Source organism: Litoribacter ruber (assembly GCF_018449405.1).
GTDB lineage: Bacteria > Bacteroidota > Bacteroidia > Cytophagales > Cyclobacteriaceae > Litoribacter > Litoribacter ruber.
The window spans coordinates 39,758-57,642 of the sequence record NZ_JAHCMY010000007.1 but is presented as its reverse complement, the minus strand read 5'-3'; the positions used below and the strand labels follow the sequence as shown (position 1 = coordinate 57,642).

At 44.2% G+C, this 17,885-nt stretch carries 13 protein-coding genes; 8 read left to right on the top strand and 5 right to left on the bottom strand.

The features are described 5' to 3' along the window. Positions 1–6: 6 nt before the first annotated feature. Entirely contained in the window at positions 7–3,144 is a 3,138-nt protein-coding gene (locus tag KI659_RS12840; RefSeq protein ID WP_213945762.1) for a SusC/RagA family TonB-linked outer membrane protein, read from the bottom strand. A 458-nt stretch (positions 3,145–3,602) separates the two neighbouring features. On the opposite strand from KI659_RS12840, the gene KI659_RS12835 reads away from it, so the two are divergent. The 7 genes from KI659_RS12835 to KI659_RS12805 all read left to right on the top strand — a co-directional run bounded on the left by KI659_RS12835 (position 3,603) and on the right by KI659_RS12805 (position 12,514). Then, positions 3,603–5,342: a GMC oxidoreductase gene (locus KI659_RS12835; protein WP_213945761.1), complete on the top strand. Its 1,740-nt coding sequence runs from the start codon at positions 3,603–3,605 to the stop codon at positions 5,340–5,342. Positions 5,343–5,353: 11 nt separating this feature from the next. Further along, positions 5,354–6,055, top strand: coding sequence for a gluconate 2-dehydrogenase subunit 3 family protein (locus KI659_RS12830; protein WP_213945760.1), 702 nt, complete (start codon positions 5,354–5,356; stop codon positions 6,053–6,055). A 183-nt stretch (positions 6,056–6,238) separates the two neighbouring features. Next, positions 6,239–6,787: a bifunctional pyr operon transcriptional regulator/uracil phosphoribosyltransferase PyrR gene (gene pyrR / locus KI659_RS12825; RefSeq protein ID WP_213945759.1), complete on the top strand. Its 549-nt coding sequence runs from the start codon at positions 6,239–6,241 to the stop codon at positions 6,785–6,787. Positions 6,788–6,789: 2 nt separating this feature from the next. Continuing rightward, entirely contained in the window at positions 6,790–7,713 is a 924-nt protein-coding gene (locus KI659_RS12820; RefSeq protein WP_213945758.1) for an aspartate carbamoyltransferase catalytic subunit, read from the top strand. 134 nt (positions 7,714–7,847) lie between these two features. Beyond that, entirely contained in the window at positions 7,848–9,215 is a 1,368-nt protein-coding gene (locus KI659_RS12815; protein ID WP_213945757.1) for a cystathionine beta-synthase, read from the top strand. Positions 9,216–9,281: 66 nt separating this feature from the next. After that, complete coding sequence (locus KI659_RS12810; protein WP_213945756.1) at positions 9,282–9,917, top strand: hypothetical protein; 636 nt, start codon at positions 9,282–9,284, stop codon at positions 9,915–9,917. A gap of 41 nt (positions 9,918–9,958) precedes the next feature. Further along, positions 9,959–12,514 (top strand): ATP-binding protein, encoded by a 2,556-nt coding sequence (locus tag KI659_RS12805; protein WP_213945755.1) that lies wholly within the window; start codon positions 9,959–9,961, stop codon positions 12,512–12,514. Here the strand turns inward: KI659_RS12805 and KI659_RS12800 are convergent. From KI659_RS12800 to KI659_RS12785, 4 genes are all read right to left on the bottom strand, one after another. After that, positions 12,511–13,872 carry a sigma-54-dependent transcriptional regulator gene (locus tag KI659_RS12800; protein ID WP_213945754.1) on the bottom strand — a complete coding sequence of 454 codons (1,362 nt, stop codon included), beginning with the start codon at positions 13,870–13,872 and terminating at the stop codon, positions 12,511–12,513. The genes KI659_RS12805 and KI659_RS12800 overlap by 4 nt on opposite strands. 108 nt (positions 13,873–13,980) lie before the next feature. After that, positions 13,981–14,295 (bottom strand): hypothetical protein, encoded by a 315-nt coding sequence (locus KI659_RS12795; protein WP_213945753.1) that lies wholly within the window; start codon positions 14,293–14,295, stop codon positions 13,981–13,983. Positions 14,296–14,318: 23 nt separating this feature from the next. Beyond that, on the bottom strand, positions 14,319–14,666 hold the full coding sequence (locus KI659_RS12790; RefSeq protein ID WP_213945752.1) for a hypothetical protein: 348 nt from the start codon (positions 14,664–14,666) through the stop codon (positions 14,319–14,321). A 320-nt stretch (positions 14,667–14,986) separates the two neighbouring features. Next, on the bottom strand, positions 14,987–15,709 hold the full coding sequence (locus KI659_RS12785; RefSeq protein ID WP_213945751.1) for a lysophospholipid acyltransferase family protein: 723 nt from the start codon (positions 15,707–15,709) through the stop codon (positions 14,987–14,989). Between the two features lie 291 nt (positions 15,710–16,000). Here KI659_RS12785 and KI659_RS12780 point away from each other — a divergent pair, with 291 nt between their 5' ends. Next, the gene (locus KI659_RS12780; RefSeq protein ID WP_213945750.1) at positions 16,001–17,884 is read left to right on the top strand and encodes an amidophosphoribosyltransferase; all 1,884 of its coding nucleotides are present in this window, start codon (positions 16,001–16,003) and stop codon (positions 17,882–17,884) included. Position 17,885: the final 1 nt, after the last annotated feature.

Below are 17,885 nucleotides of genomic sequence, written 5' to 3'. Positions count from 1 at the left end.
CTAAATTTAGAATTGTACACTTACCCCTAGGGTGAAGGTTCTAGGTCTCGGGTACTGGAAGAAGAAAATATTTTGCCCCCATTGGTTTCCAGCCCATGAAGAGGATTCTGGGTCAAATCCCTGGAACTCGTTGCTGGTAAGTAGGAAAGCATTTTGCACACTGGTATATACCCGAAGATGATTCATGTTCCATCTTGAGATCAATTCTCTGTCGAAAGTGTATCCAAGTGATATCACATTGCCTCGGATGTATGAGCCGTCCACTACCCAGTGGTCATCTATTTCACTATTTTGTCCGGAATATGCTGCGTTTCTAATTTGCTGAACATGGGTGTTTTGATTTTCTGGAGTCCAGCTGTTGTAAAGGGAGGTCCTTAGGGTGTTGGCAATGCCCGTTCTGTCCTCGATAGAGTGGAGGTACTGCTGAAGTACGTCTACTCCATATACAAACTGCAATTCAAGGCTGAAGTCCCAATTCTTGTAACGCAGGTTGTTGATCCAGCTTCCTGTCCAGTCCGGAAGACCATTGCCTATGATTGTGGGGTCTTCGGAACGCTTGGCCTCACCGGGCACTCGGCCCACTGCCGCAGCCTCTGCCGCCTCATGGGTGCCCCATGTGCCCAATCTTTGGAAGCCCCAGAAAGAACTTAGTGGCTCGCCTACTCTCAGAATGGTTTGCGAACCGGAAACCCAGTTTGGGCCAGGGAAAATATCTTCGTCATTTTCGCCGAGTGATTCAATTCTATTGACATTGTAATTAAAATTTAGAGTTGTTTCCCAATGGAAATCAGGTCTGTTGATAGGGTAGGCAGTAGCCAAAAACTCTATACCTTGATTTGAAATCGAGCCTATGTTATCCCTTACTGCCGAAAACCCCGTGTGGTAAGGAACCGGTCTGTCAAGTAGCAGGTCGGTGGTAAGCTTGTAGTAATAATCAAATCCTAAAGTCAAGCGACGGTTGAACAGTCCCATGTCAAATCCAACATCGAACTGGTTGGTTCTTTCCCAGCCCAGGTCTGGATTTGGCAGGCGGTTTATAAAGCTGTGGGAAGCTCTTGATCCATTGATTAAAACCGTTCCCGAGCTCACCGTGCCTAGGGATTGATACATGGGGATTTCGGTGTTGCCTGTAATACCAAAGCTTGATCTTAGTTTTAGCTCATCTACGCCCGTGGCATTCTCCATGAAAGGTTCATTGCTCAAAATCCAGCCTAAACCCGCAGAAGGGAATACCCCATATTTGTTGTTTTCCCCAAATCTTGATGAACCGTCAATTCTTCCCGTCAAGGTTACCAAATACCTGTCTTTGAGAGTATAGCTACCTCTCAAGAAATAGGAGTTCATAGTCCAGTTATTCCAGTTAGACTGTGGAGCTTCCGGCTGACTTGCCGCCTGAATTCGGTTGAACCTGAAGAAGTCATCTGAAAAGCCTCTGGCTTCCACGAAATTACCTTCAAAAGTTCTTCCTTGCCAGCTAAGACCTAGCACGGCGTTGATTCTATGATCACCCATTTCCTTGTTATATGTCAAATAGGTTTCTTCCTGCCAATAGGTGCTTCGTTGATTATTGATCGAAGCATAGCCCAATGGAGCTGATATGTTGATCAGATCGGTTGGCCCATAATCCTGGAATTTCCGCTCGTGGATGTCAAAACCAAATTGCGTTCTCAAATCCAAGCCTGGAGCCAAGTGGAAAGTCAGATAAGTGTTACCAAATATCTGGGTTCTGTCTCTTAATCTATCTTGAGTGGTCAAAACATGGACAGGGTTGGCCATTGGTTCAATATTGTAGGGATCACTGATCATGGCGGAGTTGCTCCAAGTGCCATCAGGGAAGCGTACGGGGAAGATTGGGGGCATTTCCAGCATGGTCCTTCTAGGAACCTGGCCACCGCCGCCCTCTTCCACTTCGTTTTCTTTGGTGTGGTTGACCATGAGGTTCATCCCGACGGATATCCAGTCTTTTGGAGTGGCATCATAGGTGATCTTACCGTTGATTCTTTCCATCCAGCTATTGAGCATGATGCCCTCCATTCTGGAATAGTTGACAAATGCACCAACGGAACTTCTTTCGCCACCTTGCTGGATTGAAATTTGGTGGTTATGGGATAGCGCTGTTCTGGTGGCTTCTCTTTGCCAATCCGTGTCATAAAGTGGATTTCCGTTGCTGTCAAACAGTCGGGGATCTTCCCTGCTGAATACCGGCGGCGTGCTGCCCGAATACTGCGAGTGGTTGGCAAAACCTCTCTCCACCACTTCCAGATACTCCTCGGAGTTCATCATGTCCATCCTGTTTGGCAGGACGCCCACATTGACAAAACCTTCATAGCCTACCACTATGCCGTCGGTTTTGGTGCCTCTTTTTGTGGTGATGAGGATCACACCATTAGCACCACGAGAACCGTATATGGCTGTCGCGGAGGCGTCTTTTAATACTTCAAGGCTTTCGATATCATTGGGATTCATAAACCTGATGTCTTCCATTACCACCCCATCCACTACGTATAGCGGGTCAGATGATGCGTTTACCGTGCCCAGACCCCGAATAATTACTCTTGGACTACTGGTAGGCGATCCGGAGTTGAGGCTCACATTCACCCCGGCAACTTTCCCTTTCAAGCCCTGAAGAACATTCCCTACAGGCTCACGGAGCAAGTCTTCAGACCCAACCGTTCCCACGGAACCGGTCAGGTCGGATTTTCTTTGGCTACCATACCCCACAACAACAACTTCATCCAAAGCGCTTGTGCCCTGATTCAGCACAACCTCAATGTTGGTTTCATTACCTATCTGGATTTCCTTGGTTTCAAGGCCAACGAAGCTAAAAACCAGGATAGCGGTTTCCGAAGGCACTTCTAAGGTAAATGCCCCGTCAATATCTGTCACCGTTCCAATTGAGGTTCCTTTAATCATAATAGAAACCCCCGGTAGAGTTTCACCAAATTCATCCCTAACAACTCCGGAAACCTGAATGTCATTTTGTTCTACATTCATTGTAGACGAAACATCCAAGCTCACCGCAGATGAGGTTGCCAATGCTTGTTGTAAAGGCACAAGAGTAATTCCTATAGCAAGGAATTTTCTCAGATGCCGCCAGCCAGCGGATTTCTGCTGGTCGGGTGATGTTAGTAGTTGTGTGTTCATGTCATTGTACTTTGGGTTTTACTAAAATGTTTTAGCACTGAATTATTAAAATTAAGATTTTGATGGGGTGCAATCGATTTCCTTTTCAGATCTAAAAAAATGTAGAATGTAACTGAAAGGTTTTAGCTCTATCATAGAATTTGATTGTTTCTTCATGTTTGCTATTGGGTTTTAAGGGATTAAATGGTTTTGAGACAGCTATACTACATAATATTTTTAAAAATTCACAAACCATTTGTCAAAAATTGTTAAAAATAAATTTTTAGAAAATGGGCTGTTCTATTATAAAGACCTGATCAAACGCCTCATAAACCGATTATCATGGGTTTTGAGAAAATTTTAGAATTTATGTTTGATTTACCTGATTGATTAAACATATTTGTTGTAAATAAAACGTTTTAGTATTTAGAAACTGATGGTCGATCGTCTGACCAGCCCAAAATAAACAATTATAGAGTATGAGTTTTGAGATAAAGGAAGGATCCCAGGAGTATGATGCAATTATAGTGGGATCCGGTGCGGGAGGCGGAATGGCCTCTAAAATACTATCAGAAGCCGGCTTTAGGGTCGCGGTAGTGGAAGCTGGAGGTGATTTTGATCCTGCAAAGGAAGAGCACCGAACACAGTTGCGGTTTCCTTGGGAGTCTCCAAGGAGAGGTGCCGGGACTATCCGGCCCTTCGGTGACTTTGATGCGGCTATTGGCGGCTGGCTGATTGATGGCGAGCCCTATACCAAAAGTGCAGGGACCCGTTTTGATTGGTTCAGGTCAAGGATGCTGGGGGGAAGGACCAATCACTGGGGGAGGATTTCCTTGCGGTTTGGGCCAAACGATTTCAAAAGAAGTAGTATTGACGGATTGGGTCATGACTGGCCGATTGGTTATGATGATCTAAAGCCTTATTATGATAGGGTTGATAAATTAATTGGAGTATTTGGTACAAAAGAAGGGATTTACAATGAGCCGGATGGCTTTTTCTTGCCTCCACCAAAGCCAAGGTTGCATGAACTTTTGATTAAAAAGAGCGCCGATAAGGCCAATATCCCCGTGATCCCTTCCAGGCTTTCAATCCTTACCAGGCCGATCAACAATGAAAGAGGGGTGTGCTTTTTTTGTAACCAATGTAACAGAGCGTGCCAGGCATATGCGGATTTTTCCTCAGGAACATGCTTGGTAAAGCCTGCGATGCAGAAAGGAAAAGTGGACTTGTATACTAACTCCATGGTTAGAAAAGTGACTACTAATGATAGGGGTGAGGCCACGGGAGTTTCTTATGTCAGCAAAGAGGACATGAGGGAATATAAGCTGAAATCACGTGTAGTGGTGCTAGGAGCCTCTGCTTGTGAATCGGCTAGGATTATGTTGAACTCAAAATCCAAAACCCATCCAGACGGATTGGGAAATCATAGCGGAATGGTGGGCCGATATCTGCATGATTCTACAGGAGCCGATAGAATGGCAGTAATCCCTGATTTGGTCGATCGCGACAGGTATAATGAGGACGGCACCGGAGGGATGCATGTGTATACGCCATGGTGGTTGGACAATAAAAAGCTTGATTTTGCCAGAGGTTACCATATTGAGTTTTGGGGTGGGATGGGCATGCCATCCTACGGTTTCGGGACCGGAATGGATACCCTGAGAAGCCACATCAAAGATGAGTTTGGTACGCCTAGCCCGAATGGTGGGTATGGGGCAGGTCTCAAAAAGGATATCAAGAGGTTTTTTGGAACCACCGTAGGGATGTCAGGACGTGGGGAGAGTATTCCGCGTTATGAAAACTACTGCGAAATTGATCCTTTGACGGTAGATAAATATGGTATTCCGGTATTGAAGTTCAATTACAACTGGACCGATCAGGAGCTTAATCAAGCCAAGCATATGCATGATACCTTTGAGGAGCTGCTTACGGGTATGGGCGGAAAGCTTCTAGGAACCAAGCCGGGTAAGGAAAACGAATACGGGCTGCATGCTCCTGGGCGAATAATCCATGAAGTGGGTACCACGCGAATGGGGAATGATCCGTCGAATTCTGTCTTAAACAGCAACTGTCAGTCTCATGATTGCAAAAACCTGTTTGTAGTGGATGGAGGGCCGTTCGTTTCTCAGGCGGACAAAAACCCGACTTGGACTATCCTTGCATTGGCCTGGAGAACTTCCGACTATATTGTGGATCAAATGAAAAAGCAAAATATTTAAGTAATATCGATATGAACAGACGTGAAAATTTGAAATTACTTTTTACTGGGGCCTCGGGCTTTTTGCTGGCGGGCTGCAGCGTGGAGGAGAGTTCGGTAGAAGAAGTTCCGGCCCCGTCGGGTTTTTCCACAGCCGGCAGAAGTCCCGAGGAAATAGCTATTGACAAGAAGTTGTTGTCGGAGACATTTTTTACTGAGAAGGAAGTGGAAAAGCTGAATTATCTGGTGGAGGTAATCATACCTGCTGATGAAGATTCAGGAAGTGCTCTGGATGCAGGTGTGCCGGATTTTATTGAGTTTATGGTCAAAGACATCCCGTCTTATCAAACGCATATGCGTGGAGGCCTGCGCTGGCTTGACAATCGGGCCTTGGATAGGTTTGATCAGGAATTTATGGATCTCTCCAATGATCAACGAATTTCGATCATTGATGAAATAGCTTATCCTGACAAGGCTGGTCCGGAAGTTGGAAATGGCGTGCGGTTTTTCAATATCTTGAGGGATTTGACTTCCACAGGCTATTTCACCTCCAAAATGGGTTTTGATGACTTAGGGTATGTGGGCAACCGGCCAAATGTATGGGATGGAGTGCCCGAGCATGTTTTGGAAAAATATGGGGTGGCATATGATCCCAGGTTGGAAGATGTATATCTAAAACCCGATCAGCGGGGAGTGGTAGCCCAATGGGATGACCAAGGGAACCTGATAGGGTAAAAATAAGCAGCATATTTAAGATGCATACTTGAGTTTTGGGTTTATTGAACAAAAATGGCTTAAGCTGTACTTAGGCCTTTTTTTATGCCCTTTAGTCAGCAAACTTTATTTAATGCCATCAAACCTGACGGCTGGTTTGTATCCTGAAAAAAAGCAGGATATATTTGTAGCCAAATTGAAATTATGCAAAAAAGACTTGTCCTTGACCATAATCAGATTGCAATCATTTTAAGGCGTTTTTGCCATCAACTGATTGAAAATCACGATGATTTTAAGAATACTGTTTTTTTGGGTCTCCAGCCCCGTGGTCCTATTGTTTTGGATAAGTTAGTTGCCCTGTTGGAAGAGATAAGTGGGGTGAAGGTGCCATTTGGCTACTTGGATGCCACTTTTCATAGAGATGATTTCAGAAGGAGGGATCTGCCCCTCACTGCTAACGAGACCAAAATCAATTTTTTAATAGAAGGAAAGAAAGTAGTTCTTGTAGATGACGTGCTCTACAAGGGACGATCGGTAAGAGCTGCCATGGATGCCATGATTGCCTTTGGCAGACCTCAGAAAGTAGAATTAATGATCCTTATCGACCGCAAATACACCCGAGACTATCCCATCAAACCCGATTATTTTGGACGACAGGTCAATACCCTGGAAACCCAGCATGTGAGCGTGGAGTGGAAGGATAAGGGGTTTGAACAGGACGCCATATGGATCACAGAAAAAGATAAAAGCTAAACATGTCACAGCTGAGTACCAGACACCTGTTAGGAATTAAGGATATCACTGAGCAAGATATCCATACCATCTTTGACACCGCTCAAAACTTTAAAGAAGTCATCAATAGACCCATCAAAAAAGTACCTTCTCTCAGGGACATCACCATTGCCAATATCTTTTTTGAAAACTCTACCAGAACCAAGCTGTCTTTTGAGCTGGCGGAAAAGAGGCTTTCTGCCGATGTAGTCAATTTTTCCTCCAGCAACTCCAGTGTCAAAAAAGGGGAAACGCTTATCGATACGGTCAATAACATCCTTTCCATGAAAGTGGACATGGTGGTGATGAGGCACAGCAGTCCGGGGGCGGCACATTTTCTTTCCCGAAATATCAAGGCCAACATAGTAAATGCCGGTGACGGAACCCATGAGCATCCTACCCAAGCACTTTTGGATGCTTATTCCATCAGGGAGAAATTAGGTGATGTGGCTGGAAAGAAAGTGGCGATCATTGGCGATATCCTGCATTCAAGGGTGGCGCTTTCCAATATTTTCTGTCTCCAAAAACTTGGGGCTGAAGTGATGGTTTGCGGACCCATTACCCTGTTGCCCAAGCATATTGCCAGTCTAGGTGTGAAAGTTGAATATGATGTGCAAAAAGCACTCGAGTGGTGTGATGTGGCCAACGTGCTAAGAATCCAGCTTGAACGGCAGCAGATTAAATATTTTCCATCCCTGCGCGAATACAGCCTCTACTACGGTATCAACAGAAAAATGCTGGACAGACTTGACAAGGAGATCGTGATTATGCACCCAGGACCAATCAACAGGGGGGTGGAATTGAATTCGGATGTGGCAGATAGCGAGCATTCCATCATCCTCCATCAAGTGGAAAATGGCGTGGCAGTAAGAATGGCCGTTCTGTATCTTTTGGCAGGAGCAAAATAAGCTGTAGTAAGCAAACTTGTTTTGAATAAGCGTTGTTGTAAATTCTGCAGATCAAGATAAATCATTGATTGTACGGAATATTATTTTTTAATTATCGAAATATTTAAATTGCAAATAAGGTAAAATAGAACATAATGATCTACAATTCCATCATCGAAACCATCGGCAATACGCCCATGGTCAGACTTAATAAGGTAAATGCCGGAATCAAGGGTGAAATCTTGGTGAAAGTCGAATACTTTAACCCTGGTAACTCCATGAAGGACCGTATGGCCATCAAAATGGTGGAGGATGCCGAAAAGGAGGGGCTTTTGAAGCCAGGAGGGACTATAATCGAAGGAACTAGCGGCAATACCGGGATGGGACTTGCTTTGGCGGCAATCGCCAAAGGCTATAAGTGTATTTTTACCATGGCCGATAAGCAATCTAAGGAGAAAATCGATATCCTTAAGGCTGTTGGCGCAGAGGTGATCGTTTGCCCTACTAACGTGGCTCCTGAAGATCCAAGATCTTATTATTCTGTAGCCAAAAAGCTTAATGAGGATATCCCCAATTCTTTCTACCCAAACCAGTATGACAACCTATCGAATTGGAAAGCTCATTATGAGACTACTGGGCCGGAAATCTGGAACGACACAGAAGGCAAAATTACCCATTATGCAGCCGGTGTAGGTACCGGAGGGTCAATGTCTGGTACCGCCAAATACCTTAAAGAGCAAAACCCTAATATTGTAACTGTTGGAATCGACACGTATGGGTCGGTATTCAAAAAATATAAAGAAACTGGGATTTTTGATGAGAAAGAAGTCTATCCTTACCTTACAGAAGGCATAGGTGAAGACATCCTTCCCAAAAACGTTGATTTTTCGGTTATCGATCACTTTGTGAAAGTTACCGATAAGGATTCAGCCGTGATGACCAGAAGGCTTTCCAGAGAAGAAGGTTTGTTTGTAGGCTGGTCTTGTGGCTCGGCCGTTCATGGAGCTCTCGAATATGCCAAAGAAAACCTCAAAGAAGGCGACAGAATGGTAATTATCCTTCCAGATCATGGTACCCGATATTTAGGTAAAGTTTACAATGACGACTGGATGCGTAACCATGGTTTCTTGGAGGACAAGAGCTATTCGACCGCCAGAGACATCATAGGTGGAAGAAACGGCTCCTTCGAGCTTGCAGTAGCCCAGAAAAGTGATAGTGTTCGCTCCGCCATTCATTTGATGAACCAAAAAGGTGTATCCCAGATTCCAGTTGTGGAAGATGGAAATGTGGTGGGAAGTCTCACAGACAGCAAATTGCTTAATAAACTGATAGAAAATCCGCAATTGAAAGATGCCCAGGTTTCTGATGTGATGGAAAATGCGATGAAGTTTGTTGCATTGGACAGCACGTTGGATGTATTATCATCTTTAGTTGAAAAGGAAAAGGCAGTTTTGGTGAGAGACCACCTAGACCAAATCCATATCATCACCAAGCATGATATTTTGGAGGCAGCTACCAAATAATTTTAATTAAACTTATGATATTCAAATGCACAGGAAAGTTTTCTGTGCATTTGTCATTTTCGATATATGGAAAAGAAGAACATAGAGAAACTCTTGGAAAGAGGGTACGATTTTGATATAAGGGCTGCATTTGAGAAAGCTTTTGAGATGTTTTCTCAAAATGCGATCAATTGTGTTGCCTATAGCATGCTGATCCTTTCTGTGCAGCTTTTGGTGGCCACATATGTGCCAGAGCTGACGCTCGTGTACAGCATATTCCTGTTTCCGGCCCTGGTTGGCGGGTTTTTCTTAGTCGCCAACAAGATCAGCCAAGGAGACGCTATTGTTTACCCGGATTTTTTCAAAGGATTCCAATATTACATTGTCCTTATCCTGATCAATCTGGTTGGGCAGGTTTTGGTGGCATTAGGCATTATGGCTTTGATCGTGCCTGGGGTGTATCTAATGGTGGGGTATATGTTCTCCTTCCTGTTTGCCATTTTTGCAGGAACGGATTTTTGGCAGTCTTTGGAATTGAGCCGAAAAGTAGTTCATAAGCGATGGGGGAAATTTTTTATACTGTTTTTGTTGTTGTTGGTTTTGAATATACTAGCTGCTCTGCCTGCCCTGCTGGGCTTGCTGGTCTCGCTTCCCGTCAGTGCCTTTGTTATATATAATGTATTTGAAACCGTAACAGAAGGCGCATATGAGGAAGAGGAGTAGCACTGGTATAAATATTGGGATATAAACTCTAAACGAGCGACTTGGATACTTCACACAATTCCTATAAAACTAGGGCAAGGGTAATTGCCGGATTTGTTTTGGCACTGGTACTGATCGTGGGTGTCAGCATGGTAACCTATTTTTCTGTCCGAAAGCTGCTGGATACCGTGGAGGCCCTAGCAGAACCAAGTGAAAGATTAAGGCACCTGAATGGCCTGCTGGCTGATATTTACCAGCTTGACAGGGCACAGGGCCGTGTGGATCAGGATACCCAAAATGGGAGCAATTATCTGCAAAAAATAGAAGAAAGGCTGCTACAGCTTCAAGAGTATGCCTCGGATAGCACCGAAATCGACCAGCTCAAGAAAATCAGTTACAATGTCAATGAGCTCTTACTAGTCCATAATGGCCTGGATGAGGTCAAGTTCAACCTGATTAACAGGAATTTCAGCTCTGAGGCTCTCAAGAACATTGAAACCAAGATCCGCCGGCAAGAGGAATTGAACAGGTTGCAAACCATTGGCCGGATAAAGCTTAACCAACCTACCACCCGAAGAGCGCTTCCGGATACCACCCGGAGGCCGGAGGGGGACACCTTACCCCCAAGAAGAATCCGAAGGGATACCACTGCTGGGATCAATGAATTACTCTCTTCGGAAGAACGCGCAAATCTGAGACAATTGCTTTCTACTCTAAATATCAACCCGGCCAGGGGGGATACTACCCGTGCGAGACTAAACCAGTCCCAGTCCGATTCCATCCTTTATGCCGTAAGAAGCACCATCCTTGATATTAATACCGAAGAGCAGCGGCTCAGGTCACAGCTTGCTGCCCTGGAATTTGATTTGGTGGAAAAAAATAAGATTATTATTGCCGATATACAGACGGTAATCTCCACCCTACAGCAGGAAGTGTTGGCAGAGGCAAGGTCCCAAAACGATGATGCCTACGAATTGACTTTTAAGGTTTCGATTTTGTTGATAATTCTTATCGTCATAGGCGTGATCGGTTCCACAGCCTTTATATATAGTATTCTTTCGGAAATCAACAAGGCGCAGGATTACAGGCTGCGGCTGGAAGAGGCGAAAAAGCGGTCTGATAATTTGGCGAAAGCCAAACAGTATTTCCTCGCCAACATGAGCCATGAAATACGGAATCCTCTTCATGCCATCCAGGGATACAACGAGGCCTTGAAGAAAACTCCTTTGGACGATGATCAGCAGAGTTATGTCAAGATGGTTGGCTTTGCCTCGCAGACGCTTTCTTCCATTGTTAATGACATTTTGGATCTTTCCAAGCTTGAGGCAGGCAAAATCACTTTCCACCCGGAGCCATTTAATCCCCATCTGCTATTCCGCAATATCAAGGACTTCTTCGAGTTAAAAATCAAGGAAAAGGGTTTAGAGTTTGTGTGGGATGTGGATTTGCCCCAAGATAAATGGCTGGTAGGCGATGAACTTCGGATCAACCAGATCATGAACAATCTGATCAGCAACGCTTATAAATTCACCGATAAAGGCATAATCAAGGTCGATGTGAGCTATGATGCGGGCAATTTGAGGCTTGCGGTCATTGACAGCGGAATGGGGATGACCAAAGAGGTGAGGGAGAACATATTCACAGAATTCAACCAGGGCGACAGTTCCATTACAAGGAAATTTGGCGGTACTGGCCTTGGGCTTTCCATAGTGAAAAAGATGGTGGACCTGCAGGAGGGAGAAATTACTTTCGAAAGTGAACTGGGAAGCGGAACGGCATTTTATGTAGAACTCCCCGTGCCTTTGACTGATGCTATAGAAGACAGTCGGGATCTGAATGCGCAGCTCACTTACTCAATCGAAGGCGTCCGGGTACTGCTTGTCGATGATGATCCCATTGGGATAAAGTTTGCCAAACTACTTTTGGAAAGCAATGGCGCCAAGGTTTCCAGCTATCTGGGTGGAGTGGATTTTCGGGATAATTTCCAGAAGGAACCTTTTGATATTGCCTTGCTGGATATCCAAATGCCGGAGGTGAGTGGCTATCAGGTACTGAACTTGCTGAAGGAAAATTATCATTACGACCAATTACCGATCCTGGCCGTGACAGCCAATGTATTTGCCGACGAAAGGGATAAGCTTAGCAATCATGGATTTGACGGTATTTTGCTTAAGCCGTTTAAAGAGAACAAACTGGTGGAAACCATTGCTTCATATCTTAACTTAGAGCCAACGAAAATGGAGGAAAAAATATCAAACAACGATCATTCAAATAGCAAGTACTCTTTGAGCGACTTGGAGAAATTCTGTATGGGCGATGAAGAGCTGCTGCAGGAAGTAGTGCAGGAGTTTTATGAAGAAACTGTGAGCAACCTGAGGGATATTCAACAGTTGGCAGATAAGGAGGATTATCAAGCAGTGATGGAAATTGCCCACAAACTTTCTAGCAGGCTTGGCCAATTAAGGATTGACACTGCTGAGCTGGCCAAGAATATTGAGATAAATGTAAAGCAGGATGATACTTCGGAAGTGCGTGCGATGGTAAAAGGGCTAGTCGAGCGGACCCATGTGGTGCTTGAGGAAATCCAGAAAAAAGAAAATATCTCTTCCGCTGGTTAGGAAGAGATATTGTACTTTTCAATTTTGTTGTAGAGCGTTTTTCGGTCCATATTGAGGATTTTGGCGGCTTTGGACTTGTTGAACTTTACCTCTTCAAGGGTTTGGATAATCAAACTCTTTTCTTTTTCCTCAAAACTGCTTTTCAGATCTTTGGCAGCTCCCGTTTCTTGGGTTGAGTTTTCAGGCAACAAAAGCTGAATCGGCAATACCTCCTTTTCCACCAATCCTTTTCCAGTCAATAAAACCGCTCTTTTTACGATATTCTTGAGCTCTCTCAAATTACCCGGCCAACTGTAAGTTTTAAATATTTCTTTTACCTCACTTGAAAAGCCGGTTACTGATTTGTTTAAATAGTTATTGCTTTCTTCCAGAAAATTGTTGGCAAAATCAAAAAGCTCCTCGCCACGGTCCCTCAAAGGAATCGCCTGAATGCTGAATTCATTGAGTCGGTGGTACAAATCTTCCCTGAATTCGCCGCGTCTGGAAGCCTCTATCAAATCTTCATTGGTAGCCACAATGATCCTTACATCAATGTCAATATCACTGTTGCCGCCTACTTTTCGGATTTTTCTTTCTTGTATAGCTCTCAACAGCTTGATCTGAACATCATAGCTCAGGTTCCCGATTTCGTCCAAGAAAATCGTTCCTCCTTTGGCACTTTCAAAGTTTCCAACTTTGTGGTCAAAAGCGCCCGTAAAAGCCCCCTTCATGTGTCCAAAGAGTTCACTGGCCGCCAATTCCTTTGAAAGAGCACCGCAGTCGATAGCTACAAATGGGCCGTCTTTTCTACTGGATTTTTGGTGGATTCTTTTCGAAATGTATTCCTTTCCCGTCCCACTTTCCCCGAGCACAATCACGCTCATATCAGTAGGGGCCACCAAGTCTATGTACTCTTCGAGTTTTCTGGAGGCTTCCGTTGTGCCGGCTACATAATGGTCGCCATGGGCCAATTGGGTTTTAGGGGAGGAGGGGGCTTCGGTAGGGGCTTTCTTTTTGTTTTTCTGCTTAAAGGCCTCCTTGACAGTAGCCAATAGCTCATCTGGATTCACGGGCTTGGTAATGTACTCGAAAGCTCCCATTTTCATGGTTTTCACCGCCGTGCGTATATCAGAATAATTGGTAATCAAGATCACCGGAACGGCCAGCTGTGAGTCAATGATTTTTTCCAAAATCTCCATTCCCGTACCATCTGGTAACCGATAATCGGTAATGATCAGATGGGGGGTGTTTTTCTCTATGGCATGCAGTGCCTCGGAGACTTTTTGAATGGACTGTACAGCATATTGATTTCGCTCTAAAAAATTTTTAATGATTTTTGAATAGGTGAGGTCATCTTCTATCAAAAGGATTCTTTTCATAAGTGCGTATTCGGGTGGTCTTCTTACTATTTCATGAATTTAGTAAAAATAAAATGGCATCAGTATTCCTACCGATGCCAATTTAAACAGAAATTGTGAGTATTTGGTTTAGTCTTCTCTTACTTCGTTGCCTTGGGCGTCATATTTTTTAGTCACCGCCTCACCTGCTTTATCAAAATGTACCTCATAATGAAGTTCGCCCTCCATATTGGTTACTTGATAAGCTTCAGTGATTCTTAGATCCCTCACATCATCTTTTTCGCTAATGGAGTTTCTAACTGCCTGGGGAAGATCATCTGGTGCGATCTTTACCCTGTCCTGATTGATCTCCGTCTGTGGCTCAGTGGGAGGTGTTGTGGTTTGGGCCTGTACACCGACAAAGGCAAATCCACAAAGGGCGAGTACTAACAATCCTTTTTTCATAGTTATGGTATTATAATAAGTGGTTAATGATAAATTTTATTTCCTTTTTGGTCGAATTTCACTGATTTGGTCCTGTTGCCTCCATAGCTGATGAAGGTCAGGTCATAAACCTGGGTATCCTGAACCTTGTATTTTATAATGTTGTTCAATTCCATATAGCGCAACCGCCTGTCGTTTTCAATTTTATCAACAATGGAGGCGGGCAACTGAATTAATAGCTTGTCCTCATACATATCGTTCGAGTCCACCTGCTTGACTGAATCCGAATCCGCACCGAAACCTGCTTTTACAAAATCAGGGTTAGATATATTCCCCTGACAGGAACCTAAGGCTATAAGCCAAATAATGGGTACATAAAACAGTTTTTTCATAATCGGTGTTGGTTTAAGGGTCGCTATCTATTCATATTCCATAGTTTGCTTTAATGTATATAGAGCACTATCCGAATCTTGATTTTGAAAGTTATTGTGTTCGAAATTCTCAAATTTTAAATAGGTCAGGAGAATCATAAAGACGAAACCAATAGCCATAAATAATATAACAATTAGCTTTTTCATACTTTTTAGCCGTTTCGTTATATTGTTCACCAATTGTGCCAGAAAAAAATATGCCGTTTTTAAGAAAAATTCAGAACTTAATGATAAAAAAATGGGTATGCCTTCTACAGGTTGGGGAAAATACTAGGTACAGATTATTCGTGGGTTAAAATCATCGCTTCGAGCCTATTATAAGATTTCTCTTTTAAATGTGCAATTTCCCCCTCATGGTTCCCGATTGGGACAATAGGCTTGGAGAAATACACATCTATGGTGCCCGGGCTCATCAAAAGGGAATCCCGTCCCATTAGTTTCCCAGCTCCAATGATGGCCATCGGCATGATTGGGACGCCAGTTTCCACCGAGAGCCGAAAAGCCCCATTTTGAAAAGGCATCAGCGAATCGCTTGGGTTTCGGGTCCCCTCCGGAGCTACCACCACGCTCACTCCTGAGTGTAGCACCTTTCTCAACCTTATGATGCTTTCTTTTCTTGATTCGGGGCTTTGCCTGTCTACCCATACGGCGATTTTGCTGATCATAAATCCAAACAAGGGGATCTTGGAAAGCTCTTTTTTGCCCAATGCGCGGATTTCCTGCGGTACGGCCATCGGAATGGCCGGTGCGTCGAGGTAGGAAGTGTGGTTGAAAATGTAAATATAGGGCTTGCCTTCTTCAATATGTTCCAGCCCGTGAATGTTGAATTTTACGCCAATAGAGAAAGACCACACCTTGGCCCAACAGCGGATGAAAAAAAAGGTCACATAGCCCCATTTGCTTGAGAGTAAGAGCGGGATGAAAATGAACGGGGCGAAAATTATCATGAAAATCCAAAACAGCAACAAGGCGTAAATGGTGTAAATCGTTTTGAGTATTTTCATTTTGGTCTAATATTTGGTACTTTTGGGTTATTAATTAAATTTCACTCTTTGCTTGCAAATAGCCCTTGGACGCGTGAGTTCAAGGGTTTCTTTTTTGCAAAAATATAAATTTCGCCCAAAATTCTCTCCCCAAACCCGGTTTGCCCCTCACGGCTAGTTAAAATTCTTAAATGAGCGACATAGTTGAATTATAATCGACAAATATAAGTTACCATATCGCCTGATCGGTATCAGGTTTACGGCAAAATCATTTACATTTGCAACTTCTTGTATAAAATCTAGCTACACCTAATGAGTGACCAGATCAAACACGAATGCGGGATAGCCATGCTAAGGCTTCGCAAACCTCTCCAATATTACATTGATAAATACGGCTCACCCATGTATGCCGCCAACCGGCTCTATGTGTTGATGCAAAAGCAGATCAACCGTGGACAAGATGGTGCCGGGCTTGCCAATATTAAAATTGACACTGCTCCGGGAACACGCTATATCAGCCGTTACCGCTCCATACAGCCCCAGGCAGTGAATGAGATTTTCGGAAAGATTTCCAAAAAATTCAAAAAAGCATACAAAGCCAATGGCGACCACGTGGCCAAAGACGGGGATTGGCTTAAAAACAATGTTGCTTTCAGCGGGGAAGTTTGGCTGGGCCACCTGCGCTACGGCACCCATGGTGAAAACAGCATCGAGACCTGCCACCCTTTCCTGAGGCAAAACAACTGGAGAAGCCGTAACCTGGTGATGGCCGGCAACTTCAACATGACCAATGTGGAGGAGCTTTTCAGCAAATTGGTGGAGCTGGGTCAGCACCCCAAAGAAAAGACTGATACAGTCACTGTAATGGAAAAAATCGGCCACTTTGTGGACGAGGAAAACCAAAGGATCTTTGATAAGTATAAGAAGGATTACACCAACCAGGAAATCACCGGAGTAATCGAGCGAGAGTTGGATGTAGCTCGGATCCTTCGAAGATCCTGCAGGGATTTTGACGGGGGATATGCCATGGCCGGAATCATCGGGAACGGTGCCAGCTTCGTGGTTCGCGATCCATCGGGCATTAGACCTGCCTATTATTATGCAGATGATGAGATTGTGGTAATCGCTTCCGAAAAGCCTGCGATAAAAACAGCTTTCAACATTGATTATAAAGAAATAAAAGAGATCCAGCCTGGCCATGCTTTGATCATAAACAAAGATGGTTCTTACGGTGAATATGAAATTACCCCGCCCCGAAAGAAAACCTCCTGTTCATTTGAACGCATTTATTTCTCTAGAGGAACTGATCCGGATATTTACTCTGAGCGGAAAAACCTTGGGAAACTCCTTATACCCCAGATACTCAAAGCCATTGATTTTGATTTGAAGAACACGGTTTTTAGCTATATTCCAAACACCGCCGAAACAGCCTTTTTGGGTATGATCGAGGGACTGGAAGATTATTTGAGTGCCAAGAGGAGGGAAGTGCTTTTGGAAGGAAAACCGCACCTGGGAGATATCGAAGACCTGTTGCACTTCCGTCCTAGGGTGGAAAAGCTGGTAAGTAAGGATGTGAAGTTGCGGACTTTCATTACCAACGATAGCGACCGGGATGAGATGGTTTCCAATGTATATGACACCACTTATGGAGTAATCCGCTCAGGAATTGATACTATTGTGGTAATCGATGACTCTATTGTGAGAGGAACTACCTTGGAGAAGAGCATTTTGACGACGCTAGATAGACTACAGCCCAAAAGGATCATCATTGTCTCCTCCGCGCCCCAGATCCGCTTCCCGGATTGTTACGGTATAGACATGTCCAAAATGCGGGAGTTCATCGCATTTAGGGCCACCTTAGAGCTATTGAGGGATCATGGTAAATCCCACATCCTGGATCAGGTTTACGAAAAATGTGTAGCCGAGCCGAATTCCCCCCACAACTTTGTGAAGGAGGTTTATGCACCGTTTACGGATGAGCAGGTTTCGGACAAAATCGGCGAGATTATCACTTCACCATCCATCAATGCCGAGGTAAAAGTTATTTACCAAACTGTTGAAAACCTGAATAAGGCCTGCCCTGAGCATTTGGGCGACTGGTACTTTACCGGTGATTTCCCAACTGAAGGTGGCATGAGAGTAGTGAATAAGTCCTTTGCCAACTTCATGGAAGGAAAAGTGGTGAGAGCTTACTAAA

Excerpts from the sequence above, each read along its gene's own strand:
- KI659_RS12840 (WP_213945762.1), bottom strand. The coding sequence starts at position 3,144 with ATGAACACACAACTACTAACATCACCCGACCAGCAGAAATCCGCTGGC.
- KI659_RS12835 (WP_213945761.1), top strand. The coding sequence starts at position 3,603 with ATGAGTTTTGAGATAAAGGAAGGATCCCAGGAGTATGATGCAATTATA.
- KI659_RS12830 (WP_213945760.1), top strand. The coding sequence starts at position 5,354 with ATGAACAGACGTGAAAATTTGAAATTACTTTTTACTGGGGCCTCGGGC.
- pyrR (WP_213945759.1), top strand. The coding sequence starts at position 6,239 with ATGCAAAAAAGACTTGTCCTTGACCATAATCAGATTGCAATCATTTTA.
- KI659_RS12820 (WP_213945758.1), top strand. The coding sequence starts at position 6,790 with ATGTCACAGCTGAGTACCAGACACCTGTTAGGAATTAAGGATATCACT.
- KI659_RS12815 (WP_213945757.1), top strand. The coding sequence starts at position 7,848 with ATGATCTACAATTCCATCATCGAAACCATCGGCAATACGCCCATGGTC.
- KI659_RS12810 (WP_213945756.1), top strand. The coding sequence starts at position 9,282 with ATGGAAAAGAAGAACATAGAGAAACTCTTGGAAAGAGGGTACGATTTT.
- KI659_RS12800 (WP_213945754.1), bottom strand. The coding sequence starts at position 13,872 with ATGAAAAGAATCCTTTTGATAGAAGATGACCTCACCTATTCAAAAATC.
- KI659_RS12795 (WP_213945753.1), bottom strand. The coding sequence starts at position 14,295 with ATGAAAAAAGGATTGTTAGTACTCGCCCTTTGTGGATTTGCCTTTGTC.
- KI659_RS12790 (WP_213945752.1), bottom strand. The coding sequence starts at position 14,666 with ATGAAAAAACTGTTTTATGTACCCATTATTTGGCTTATAGCCTTAGGT.
- KI659_RS12785 (WP_213945751.1), bottom strand. The coding sequence starts at position 15,709 with ATGAAAATACTCAAAACGATTTACACCATTTACGCCTTGTTGCTGTTT.
- KI659_RS12780 (WP_213945750.1), top strand. The coding sequence starts at position 16,001 with ATGAGTGACCAGATCAAACACGAATGCGGGATAGCCATGCTAAGGCTT.